We start from the raw sequence: 10956 nt of genomic DNA on the forward strand, positions 1-10956 counted from the left end.
CGAGTGGCCGACACCCGGAATGTGGACTTCTGTAGTCGTTGGAGAGCAGTTGCGACCATTTGGAGGGACCGTGCAGACCGACATCGATCCGCGCAGCCTGATCGGCCGCAAGGCGTTCGACCGCAACGGCAACAAGATCGGAACCGTTGACGAGGTGTACCTGGACGACGCCACGGGCGTGCCCGAGTGGGCGGCCGTGCGCACAGGCCTCTTCAGCCGCGACGCCTTCGTCCCTCTCGAGCCGAGCGAGCTCGTCGACAACGCGCTGCACGTCCCCTACGAACGCGCGCTGATCAAGGACGCGCCCGACTTCGGAGTGGGCCGCCATCTGTCGCCCGAGCAGGAACTCCAGCTCTACCACCACTACGGGCTCGACCTCTCCGGTCCGCCTCCCGCGCCGGCACCCGCCTCCGGCGACCGGTCCTTCGGCCGGGTCGCGGGGCAGGAGGACTGACCGCCCGCACGCCGGCGTCATCGGGGCTCGGGCCGCACGGACGGGCCCCCTGCTCACCGCCGTTTCGTCGCCTCTCCCCCGCCGCGCCCGGGTCAGCCCGCACGCCGGTCCGGGACAGGCTCCCGAGGCATGACCGGCGGCTCGGCGCCGCCTGCCGCGGAGGGCTGTGGCGGCGCCGCTTCCGTGGAAGCCGCTGAGGCCCCCGACGGCGCCGATTCCATGGACGTCCCGGAGCCGGTGGCGGGCCGGGAAGACGTCGGCGTTCTCCCCGCATCCTCGCCCGGTGCCGCAGCCTGATCCGTCTCGCCGCTCCCGCCGTCGGCCGCGGCCGACGGGGGCTCCGCCCGCCCGGTGGGCCGCACCAGCGGCAGTGGGTCCGCGGCCTCGAGGTCCTCGTCGTCCACCCGGAAGGTCCGGACCCTGCCCGGCGCCGACCACGGCTCCTCGAACCGCACGGTGACCCTGCCGACGCCGCTGCCCTGGACCCAGCCCGGCCCGTACCTCGCATGGCGCACGTCCTGTCCGGCCGCCCAGCGCCGCTCCGCCGGGTCGGGCCGGCCGGGCTCGGTACGGTGCGGTTCGCCCGCCCCTGCGGGTGCGCCCTCGGCGGCGGTGGGCTCACCCTCCTCCGGTTCGGCCGCCTCGGCCTCCGCCTCCGCCGCGGCCTGCGCGAACAGGTCCTCCTGGGTGTAGTCCGCGAGCCCCGTCACGCCCACACCGAGCAGCCGTACGCCGCCGGTGGTATCCACCGACTCCAGCAGCCTGCCGGCCGCCTCCCGCACCACCGTCGGGTCGTCTGTCGGCCCACGCAGCGTTTCCGACCGCGTCAGCGTCGAGAAGTCGTACCGGCGGACCTTGAGCACGATGGTCCGGCCGGAGTGACCGCTGCCGCGGAGCCGCTGCACGCACCGCTCGGCAAGCCGGTCCACCTCGAGCCGGACCCGCACCCGGTCGTGCAGATCGACGTCGAAGGTGTCCTCGACGGACACCGACTTCGCGTCCCTCTCGGCCACTACGGGCCGGTCGTCGTGCCCCAGCGCCATCCGGAACAGCGATGCCCCGTGCGCCCTGCCGAGCAGCCGTACGAGCTCGTCCTCGCCCGCCTCGGCGAGGTCCGCGACGGTAGTCATGCCGGCCCGCCGCAGGTGCTCCCCGGTCGCCGGCCCCACGCCGGGCAGGGTCCGGACGGACATCGGCCCGAGCAGGTCACGCTCGGTGCCGGGATCGATCAGCACCAGGCCGTCGGGCTTGGCCTGCTCGGAAGCGATCTTGGCGATCATCTTGGAGCCGGCCAGCCCGACCGACCCGGTGAGTCCCGTGACGGCCCGGATGTCGGCGCGCAGCCGCTCGCCCGTCGCACGGGCGGACGGGGCGTCATGGGCCGCGCCACCGGCCTCCAGGTCCACGAAGGCCTCGTCGAGACTCAGCGGTTCCACGAGCGGCGACAGCCGCCCCAGCAGCTCCATGACCTGCTCGCTCACCGAGCGGTACAGCGAGAAGCGTGGTACGAGACAGGCCGCGTTGGGTGCGAGCCGTCTGGCCTGCGCCATCGGCATCGCCGAATGCACGCCGAAACGCCGGGCCTCGTAGGAGGCCGTGGCCACCACACCCCGCGGACCGAGTCCACCGACGATCACCGGCTTTCCGCGCAGCGACGGCTTCGCCGCCTGCTCGGCGGCGGCGAAGAAGGCATCCATGTCGAGATGCAGGATCGTCGGCGCGGTTCTCACATGTCCGATGCTCCCCCACAGCACTGACAACGGGGAGAGCACTGACAACGGGGAGCGGCGAGCGCCGTCAGACGGCCCGGTCGCGTCTGCGTCTGGCCAGCTCGTCCGCGGGGTTGTGCCCCACCAGGGTCTCCCCCGTGTCGATCCGCTCGCCGTGCAGCTGCGACAGCGCCGTCTCGACGTCCCGCCACACGACGCCCACGGCGATCCCGAAGACGCCCTGACCGCCCTGGAGAAGGCCGACCACCTCGTCGGGCGAGGAGCACTCGTACACCGTCGCGCCGTCGCTCATCAGCGTCATGCGCTCGAGGTCCCGGAACCCCCGGGCCCGCAGGTGCTGGACGGCCGCCCGGATGTTCTGCAGCGCCACTCCGGTGTCCAGGAAGCGCTTGACGATCTTGAGGACGACCACGTCGCGAAAGCTGTAGAGCCGCTGGGTGCCGGAGCCGTACGCGGGCCTGACGCTCGGCTCCACGAGACCCGTGCGCGCCCAGTAGTCGAGCTGCCTGTAGGTGATCCCGGCGGCCGCGCAGGCCGTGGGCCCGCGGTAGCCGATGGTGTCGGTGGAGGGCGCGGCTGCGCTGTCGTGCAGCGGGTACGGCCCGCTTTCCACCGGACCGCGTCCGGGGCCGCCCCCAACCGTACTGTCGCCGCTGCTTCTCACGCCGACCTCCGTCCTTGACCTGCCACCTCGAAGGTAGGGAGTCACCAGGGGTGCGTCAACGATCGCCACACTCGGCACGCCGAGTGATAATCACCCTGAGAGTGGTTTCCCGTGCCCCCATCCGGGGAAAGGCTGCTCGAATGCGCCGACACGGGAGCGATCCGCCCACGCGTCGGCGGAACCGTCACTGGTTGCTGGACCCGAAGTCCTCGGGGGAGATCTGGTCGAGGAACTCGCGGAACTTCTCCACCTCGTCCTCCTGCTCGTCCGGGATGGCGATACCCGCGTCGTCCAGCACCCCGTCACTGCCGTAGATCGGCGTACCGGTGCGCAGGGCGAGCGCTATCGCGTCGGACGGCCTGGCACTCACCTCGACCCCGCTGGCGAAGACCAGCTCCGCGTAGAAGACGCCTTCGCGCAGGTCGGTGATGCGGACCTGGGTGAGCTCCTGGCCCACCGCCTCCAGCACGTCCTTGAAGAGGTCGTGAGTCAGCGGCCTGGCCGGTGCCATGCCCTGCTGGGCGAAGGCAATGGCGGTCGCCTCCCCGGGACCGATCCAGATGGGGAGGTACCGATCGCCTCCCACTTCACGCAGGAGCACGATCGGTTGGTTCGAGGGCATTTCGACCCGGACACCCACAACGTCGAGCTCGTTCACACAGCAACCCTAGGACGTGCGCGACCGGTTTGGGTAGTCGGGCTGGTCCAAGATCAGTGGAGCCGCACTCCGAGGGCGGTCTGCACCAGTGCCGCATGGAGCTTCACGGACAGCGTCACGAGCTCTTTCGTGGTGGCCTCCGCATGGGCCCTGGTCTGCGGATTACGGTGCCGGCGCAGCGGTGCGACGACCTGTTCGACCAGGCCGGCATCGCGGTCCGCGGAGGCTTTCATGGCACGCAGGTGCCTGGGCTCGAGACCGAATCTGCCCAGCTCTGCGACCATCCGTGCGACCGTGACCGCCTCCGGCTCGTAGGCGCCGCTCCCGTCCGGCGTGAGCAGGCCGTACGACTCCCACTCGGTGAGCTGCTCCTCGGACACCTCGGCGGCGGCCAGCAGGGCCGCCCGGCCGATACGGCCCCCGCGGGGACGCTCGGCCTCCGGTTCCCAGGAACCGTCGAAGAGGTCCCGCTGGGCGCCCTGTGCGGGCAGCTGCACCTGCTCGCCCCGTTCGAGGGCGTCCAGCTGCTCGCGGATGACCTTCAGGGGAAGGTAGTGGTCACGCTGCATCCGCAGCACCAGCGCGAGCCGCTCGACGTCCCGGGCCGTGAATTTGCGGTACCCGGAGGGCGTACGGCTCGGCTCGACCAGGCCCTCTGCCTCCAGGAACCTGATCTTGGAGATCGTGACTTCCGGGAACTCGTCGCGCAGGTGCCCGAGGACCGCGCCGATGCTCATCGGGCGGTCGCCCGCGGCGGCGGTGCCGTGACCGGCACCGCCCGTCGGTGTTCGCAGCATGTGCCTTCCCTGGGGGTCACCCCGGACGGAGTCTGGGGAGGGTTACACGCCCCGCTGGCTCGCGTAGAAGACCAGCCGGTACTTGCCGATCTGAACCTCGTCGCCGTTGGCCAGGACCACGGAGTCGATCCGCTCACGGTTCACGTACGTACCGTTGAGGCTGCCGACGTCGGAGACGGTGAAACCGCCGTCCGGCCCGCGCCTGAACTCCACGTGCCGCCTCGACACCGTGACGTCGTCGAGGAAGATGTCGCTCTGCGGATGGCGCCCCGCCGTGGTCAGCTCACCGTCCAGCAGGAAGCGGCTGCCCGAGTTGGGTCCGCGGCGGACGACCAGGAGGGCAGAGCCGAGCGGCAGAGCCTCGACGGCGGCCTGGGCCTCCGGCGAGAGCGAGGGGACGGCGGTCTGGCCGGTCACCTCCGAGTCGTAGGCCTCGATGCCGGAGATGGAGATCGTCGACGTCGTCTCCGACGCACGCTCGGCCGGCGCGCCACCCCTCAGCGGCGCACCGCAGTTGGAGCAGAACCGACCGGCCTCGGTGTTCCGGTGGCCGCACCTCGAACAAACCGGCAAACCCGCCATGGACGGATCCTCCTGCCGCGGCTGCCCCGCGTGGGGATTGGTCGCATACGGGTCGGAGGCAAACCCTCCACCCGCACTTGAGGTTGATGGATCCCCGAAACCTATGCCGCGGGCACCGGCAGGGTCAACAGACGACGCGCCCTGTCCGCCCGAATTGTCACCACCGGCCACCTCGTCCCGGAACAGCGGGCGCTCGCCGCCCTGCTCCTCGCTCTGACCATGACGCGGCGCGCGATGGCGGGCGTTGCCGTCCTCGCGTGAACTCTTGCCGAACAACTTCGCAAACAACTTCACGGGCGTTTCCCCTTGACCGAAATAGACCCGCCCGTGGGGCAGGACGAACCCTCAACCAACACACCTGCCGAACCGGACACCCTCACAACGTCCGTACCCTCCGGACAGTTTCCACCACGCACCACATATGTGATGCGTCGCCCCCCTGCAATCCTCTGCCCGGGTCCGGCACTCCCCATGTCCCCCCGCTTCACTGCGGTGACGACCGAGCGTAGTCAGGCCGCTCCGCCGGTCGCAAGGCGTCGACAATGATCTTCTCTGATGGCTCCACGGTAGCCGTGGCCTGCTCCTTCTCCAGGGTCTGCACGACACCGCCGGGGATGTTCAGGGCGGGCTCCAGGTCCTGCGGCTTGCCGATGACCTTGAAGGTGTACGGAGCCGTGATCCGCTTGCCGTCGACCTCTATGTCCCCGGCGGCCCCCGAGAAGAAGGTGTCCGCGACGACCCGGGTGCCGTTCACCTGGATCGCCTCCGCACCGGCCGCCCGCAGCTCCTGGATCGTGTCGAGCAGCATGTCCGACTCCACGGTGCCGGAGGGGTCCTGGATCGTGAGAGTGATGCCCGGCCCCTCCGCGGCGACCGTGCCGGCCAGGATGCCGAGCTGCTGTTCCTTCTGCTGCGTCTGCTTCCGGGCCTCTTCGGCCTGGTCCGAGCTGTTCTCGAGTTCGGTGCGCTGGTCCTCGAGGCGCTGCTTCTCGTCCTCGAGCCGCTGGGTGCGGTTGTCCAGTTCGTCGAGGATGCGGACCAGGTCCTCCTGCCGGGCACCGCGCAGCGCGCTCTCGTCGCTGTTGGAACGGACCTGGATGGCCAGGCCCAGACCGAGGACGAACAGCAGCACCGCGACGATGAGTTGGGCACGGGTCACCCGCGGCGGCCACACCGCCGCACCGAGCCGCTGCCGCCCGGTCCGGACATCGGCCTTCGACGGATCGGGTTCCTGCGCGACGGGGGGCGCGGGCGGCTGCGCCTGCGGGAGCGGCTGGGCGCGCGGCGGCCGCGACTGCGGCGCCTCGTTCCTGGGGGTCTCTTCGCTGCTCATCGTCACGCCCGGAAGACGTGCCGGCGGATGGCCGCGGCGTTGGAGAAGATCCGGATGCCGAGCACGACGACCACACCCGTGGACAACTGCGCGCCGACGCCCAGCTTGTCGCCGAGGAACACGATCAGCGCGGCCACCACGACGTTCGAGAGGAAGGACACGACGAAGACCTTGTCGACGAAGATTCCGTCGAGCATGGCCCGCAGACCGCCGAACACAGCGTCGAGCGCGGCGACGACCGCGATCGGCAGATAGGGCTCGACCACCGCCGGCACTTCGGGCCGGACCAAAAGCCCGACCACGACTCCCACGACGAGGCCCAGTACCGCGATCACGATGTGCCCTTCTCTGATTCGGCCGCTCCCGGCCCACTGCCCTGCGGGGCGTCGGCGGTCGTCGGCTCAGCTGTTCGTACGATCAAGCTCGGGGCCGCGGGCAGTCGCACCGACTCCTCGTCGGAGATGCTGGTGCGGATTCCGAAGTCCTCTTTGAGGACCTGGAGATACTGCCCGTCGGCACTGCTTTGGAAGGCGGTACGCAGCTTGCTGCCGTCCCCCACCGCGAGCACCGTGTACGGCGGCACCAGCGGCCTGTTGTCGACCAGTATGGCGTCGCCGGCCGCGCGGATCGCCGACAGGGCGGTCAGCCGCTGCCCGTTGATCGCGATCGCCTCGGCACCGGACTCCCAGAGGCCGTTGACGACCCGCTGCATGTCCCGGTCCCGTACCCGGCCGGTGTCGGAGAAACCGCTGCTCTCCCGCGGCCCGTCGCCGCCCTGGTCGGTCCCCTTGGCATCGTCCACGACGAGTTTGACGCCCGGGCCGTGCACCTCTGTGGCGCCCGCCAGCAGAGGAACCGTCGCGCCCTGCTCCTCGCCCTGCGCGTTCAGGGCCTTGCGCTGCCGCTCCTCGACGTCGGACCGCAGAGCCTCGACGTCCCGCTCCACGGCGTCGGCCTTCTCGGTCTGCGCCTCGACGCGGTCGATGAGCTCCTCGCGCTCCTTGGCCAGGACCGGTGCCGAGATCTGCGCCTCGGCGGCTCCGAGCGTGACGACGGCGGCCGCGAGCACGAGACCGGCGGCCAGGCCCAGCTTGGCGCGCAGCGTGCGGGGCATGCCGCCGCCCTCCGCCCGGCGCGCCGCCGCCTCGGCGTAACCGTCGTCGAGGCTGTGCTCCATGACATTGGTCAGCAGCGACATGGACGCATCAGGGCGCGCGGGCGGAGAACCTGTGCTCCGAACGGGGGGCTGCTGCGACATGCCGCACATCGTCGCACGTCGCAACCGCTACCGCCGAATGGCCCCACCGGTGTGCCGACGGACGCCCCACAGGAGTCCGTCGGCACACCGGCAATGCGTCAGTGACCTGCGCTGTCCACCACCGACGACCATTCGTCCAGGAGCGCTTGGGCCGACGCGTCGTCGGGCCCCTCCGCCCACAGATGGGTGACGGCCTCCGACGGGTCGGGGAGCACCATCACCCACCGGCCGTCGGCCTCGACCACGCGCACACCATCGGTGGTGTCCACGTGCCGATCGCCGGCGGCCTCGACCACACGCCGCATCACGAGCCCCTTGACCGCCCACGGCGTCGCGAGGTCCCGCCTGAGCACATGGGCCCGCGGGATACGGGCGTCGATCTGGCTCAGCGTGAGCTGCGTACGGGCGACCAGGCCGACCAGCCGAACGAACGCGGCCGTACCGTCGAAGACGCTGCTGAACTCCGGCACGATGAAGCCGCCGCGACCGTCGCCGCCGAAGATCGTGGTCTCCTCCCGGCACACCCTCGTCAGGTCGTCAGGGGACGTCGTCGTCCATTCGACCTGCGTGCCGTGGTACGCCGCGACCTGCTCGGCGATCCTCGTCGTCGTCACCGGCAGCGCCACGCCGCCGCTGCGCCGCTCCGCCGCGACCAGGTCGAGCAGCACCAGCAGCGCACGGTCGTCCTCGACGATCCGGCCCCGCTCGTCGACCAGCGAGATCCGTTCGCCGACGGGGTCGAACCGGACGCCGAACGCCGCACGCGCGGAGGCGACGATCTCCCCGAGCCGGACCAGACCGGACCTCCGGGTGTCCGCGGACTCCGTGGGTCGGGACTCGTCGAGGCCGGGATTGATCGTCAGCGCGTCGACCCCGAGGCGTCCCAGCAGGCTCGGCAGCACAAGACCGGCGCTGCCGTTGGACGCGTCGATGACGACCTTGAGACCGGACTCTGCGATCCCGGTGGTGTCCACGTTCCGCAGCAGGGAGCCGGTGTACGAGTCGAACACGCTCGACGGGAAGTGCAGATCGCCGATCTCGCCCGGGAACGCACGTCGGTACTCCTGCCGCGCGTACACCCGGTCCAGCTTGCGCTGACCGCCCTGCGACAGGTCGGCACCGCGTTCGTCGAAGAACATGATGTCGACGGAGTCGGGCACACCCGGCGACGTACGGATCATGATGCCGCCCGCACTTCCGCGGGCCGTCTGCTGGCGCGCCACGGGCAGCGGCACGTTCTCAAGGTCGCGTACGTCGATGGCGCTGGCCTGCAGCGCTGAAATCACGGCGCGCTTCAGGGCACGGGCGCCACGCGAGTGGTCACGTGCGGTGGTGACGGTGGCGCCCTTCTTCAGCGTGGTGGCGTACGCACCGGCCAGGCGCACCACGACCTCCGGCGTGATCTCCACGTTGAGGATGCCGGACACGCCTCTGGCACCGAAGAGGTGCGCCTGTCCCCGGGACTCCCAGATGACGGACGTATTGACGAACGCGCCGGCCTCGACGGTCTTGAACGGATAGACCCGGACGTTGCCCTGGACGATCGATTCTTCGCCGACGAGGCACTCGTCACCGATGACGGCGCCGTCCTCGATGCGGGCGGCGCGCATGATGTCGGTGTTCTTGCCGATGACGCAGCCGCGGAGATTGCTCTGCGGACCGATGTAGACGTTGTCGTGGACCACGGCCTTGTGCAGGAACGCCCCGGTCTTCACGACGACGTTGGAGCCCACGACTGTGTGCTCGCGGATCTCGACGCCCGCTTCGACCTTGGCATAGTCGCCGATGTAGAGCGGGCCTCGCAGCGTCGCGTCGGGATGCACCTCCGCGCCCTCCGCGACCCACACACCGGGAGAGATCTCGAAGCCGTCGAGCTCGACGTCCACCTTGCGCTCCAGGACGTCGGCCTGGGCCTTCACATAGCTTTCGTGAGTGCCGACGTCCTCCCAATAGCCCTCGGCGACATAGCCGTAGATCGGCTTGCCTTCCTTCATGAGCTGCGGGAACACATCCCCGGACCAGTCGACGGGAACGTCGGGCTGGACATAGTCGAAGACCTCGGGCTCCATCACGTAGATGCCCGTGTTGACCGTGTCGGAGAAGACCTGCCCCCACGTCGGCTTCTCGAGGAAGCGCTCGACCTTTCCCTCTTCGTCGACGATGGTGATGCCGAATTCCAGCGGATTGGGCACGCGCGTCAGACACACGGTGACCAATGCGCCCTTCTCCTTGTGGAAGGAGATGAGGTCGGTCAGGTCGAAGTCGGTGAGGGCGTCACCGGAAATAACGAGGAAGGCGTCGTCCTTCAGCGCTTCCTCTGCGTTCTTCACACTGCCGGCAGTGCCGAGTGGCTTCTCCTCATTGGCATAAGTGAGCTCCATTCCGAGCTCTTCGCCGTCACCGAAGTAATTCTTCACGAGTGAGGCGAGAAATTGCACGGTCACAACGGTCTCGGTGAGCCCGTGCCGCTTGAGCAGCCTGAGCACGTGCTCCATGATGGGCCGGTTGGCCACCGGCAGGAGCGGCTTGGGCATGCTCGAGGTCATGGGGCGAAGTCGGGTACCTTCGCCGCCGGCCATCACGACGGCCTTCATGTCGGAAGCGTCCTCCTTGAAGAGACGACTGTCTGGCCGACTTCACCCGTCCAAAGGTGACCGCTGGTGACGTGTGGTGACACACGCGGCCGGCGACACAGCGCGCTCCCACACCGACGAGGTCAATCGGCCATAGTGTCCGCTTTGACGAGACGGCGGACCTGAATCACATAGAGGATCCCTGCCCACCAATACAGAGTTGTACCCCATCCCGCGAACGCCCATCCGAAAATCGCCGCGAGTGACGCAAGCCACCCCGTTCCGTCACTCAGGAGCAGCAAGGGGAAGGCGTACATGAGGTTGAAGGTGGCGGCCTTGCCCAGGAAGTTCACCTGGGGCGGCGGATAGCCGTGGCGACGGAGGATTCCCACCATCACCAGCAGCATCACTTCACGTGCCAATAGCGCGGCCGTCAGCCAGAGCGGCAGAATCTCCCGCCAGGTGAGACCGACAAGGGTCGACAGGATGTAGAGGCGATCGGCGGCCGGGTCGAGGATGCGCCCCAGGCTGCTGATCTGGTTCCAGCGTCGGGCCAGCTTGCCGTCGAGATAGTCGCTGACGCCACTGAGCATGAGCACCAGCAACGCCCAGCCGTCACTCTTGGGCCCGCCGAACTCGGGGCGGAGAATCAGCCACAGGAACAGCGGCACGCCGACGAGGCGAGCCATGCTCAGGATGTTGGGGATGGTGAGTACCCGGTCCGTTTGAACGCGGGTCTCCTGGACCTCCACCCGGGGGCCTCCTGTGTGGAACGTGCCGACGATGCTCCCTGACCTTACCTGCAGCGGGAGCCGGCCTGTGCAGTGCCCCCCTTGAACGCAGGAAAGCCCCGCACCAGAGGTGCGGGGCTTTCCCACAATGATTGTTCGGCGGCGTCCTACTCTCC

The 10956-nt window shown here is 69.4% G+C and carries 11 protein-coding genes; 1 reads left to right on the forward strand and 10 read right to left on the reverse strand.

The window, feature by feature from the left end; all coding sequences use genetic code 11:
• Positions 1-70: 70 nt before the first annotated feature.
• A complete protein-coding gene (locus ACTMTU_RS35040; protein ID WP_441267472.1) occupies positions 71-454 on the forward strand; it encodes a PRC-barrel domain-containing protein in 384 nt (127 codons plus the stop codon).
• 92 nt (positions 455-546) lie between these two features.
• On the opposite strand, the gene ACTMTU_RS35045 is transcribed toward ACTMTU_RS35040, so the two are convergent.
• The 10 genes from ACTMTU_RS35045 to ACTMTU_RS35090 all read right to left on the reverse strand — a co-directional run bounded on the left by ACTMTU_RS35045 (position 547) and on the right by ACTMTU_RS35090 (position 10801).
• Complete coding sequence (locus ACTMTU_RS35045) at positions 547-2184, reverse strand: DNA polymerase IV (protein ID WP_441267473.1); 1638 nt, start codon at positions 2182-2184, stop codon at positions 547-549.
• Between the two features lie 67 nt (positions 2185-2251).
• Complete coding sequence (locus ACTMTU_RS35050) at positions 2252-2797, reverse strand: MerR family transcriptional regulator (RefSeq protein ID WP_244258316.1); 546 nt, start codon at positions 2795-2797, stop codon at positions 2252-2254.
• A 235-nt stretch (positions 2798-3032) separates the two neighbouring features.
• The gene (locus ACTMTU_RS35055; RefSeq protein ID WP_005320145.1) at positions 3033-3506 is read right to left on the reverse strand and encodes a bifunctional nuclease family protein; all 474 of its coding nucleotides are present in this window, start codon (positions 3504-3506) and stop codon (positions 3033-3035) included.
• A gap of 53 nt (positions 3507-3559) precedes the next feature.
• A complete protein-coding gene (ftsR, locus tag ACTMTU_RS35060; protein ID WP_441267474.1) occupies positions 3560-4303 on the reverse strand; it encodes a transcriptional regulator FtsR in 744 nt (247 codons plus the stop codon).
• 42 nt (positions 4304-4345) lie between these two features.
• Positions 4346-5221: an FHA domain-containing protein gene (locus tag ACTMTU_RS35065; RefSeq protein ID WP_229835089.1), complete on the reverse strand. Its 876-nt coding sequence runs from the start codon at positions 5219-5221 to the stop codon at positions 4346-4348.
• Positions 5222-5369: 148 nt separating this feature from the next.
• A complete protein-coding gene (locus ACTMTU_RS35070) occupies positions 5370-6218 on the reverse strand; it encodes a DUF881 domain-containing protein (RefSeq protein ID WP_441267475.1) in 849 nt (282 codons plus the stop codon).
• A 2-nt stretch (positions 6219-6220) separates the two neighbouring features.
• Complete coding sequence (locus tag ACTMTU_RS35075) at positions 6221-6553, reverse strand: small basic family protein (protein ID WP_003970459.1); 333 nt, start codon at positions 6551-6553, stop codon at positions 6221-6223.
• The gene (locus tag ACTMTU_RS35080) at positions 6550-7476 is read right to left on the reverse strand and encodes a DUF881 domain-containing protein (RefSeq protein ID WP_441267476.1); all 927 of its coding nucleotides are present in this window, start codon (positions 7474-7476) and stop codon (positions 6550-6552) included. Before ACTMTU_RS35080 ends, ACTMTU_RS35075 begins: the two co-directional genes overlap by 4 nt.
• Positions 7477-7574: 98 nt before the next feature.
• Positions 7575-10070 carry a mannose-1-phosphate guanyltransferase gene (locus ACTMTU_RS35085; protein ID WP_189470220.1) on the reverse strand — a complete coding sequence of 832 codons (2496 nt, stop codon included), beginning with the start codon at positions 10068-10070 and terminating at the stop codon, positions 7575-7577.
• A gap of 122 nt (positions 10071-10192) precedes the next feature.
• A complete protein-coding gene (locus tag ACTMTU_RS35090; protein ID WP_005320121.1) occupies positions 10193-10801 on the reverse strand; it encodes a CDP-alcohol phosphatidyltransferase family protein in 609 nt (202 codons plus the stop codon).
• Positions 10802-10956 lie beyond the last annotated feature (155 nt).

This window comes from Streptomyces sp. OZ13 (genome assembly GCF_052068155.1).
Lineage (GTDB): Bacteria > Actinomycetota > Actinomycetes > Streptomycetales > Streptomycetaceae > Streptomyces.

Coding starts and splice junctions, on each gene's coding strand:
- ftsR (WP_441267474.1), bottom strand. CDS start 4,303: ATGCTGCGAACACCGACGGGCGGTGCCGGTCACGGCACCGCCGCCGCG.
- ACTMTU_RS35070 (WP_441267475.1), bottom strand. CDS start 6,218: ATGAGCAGCGAAGAGACCCCCAGGAACGAGGCGCCGCAGTCGCGGCCG.
- ACTMTU_RS35080 (WP_441267476.1), bottom strand. CDS start 7,476: ATGTCGCAGCAGCCCCCCGTTCGGAGCACAGGTTCTCCGCCCGCGCGC.
- ACTMTU_RS35085 (WP_189470220.1), bottom strand. CDS start 10,070: ATGAAGGCCGTCGTGATGGCCGGCGGCGAAGGTACCCGACTTCGCCCC.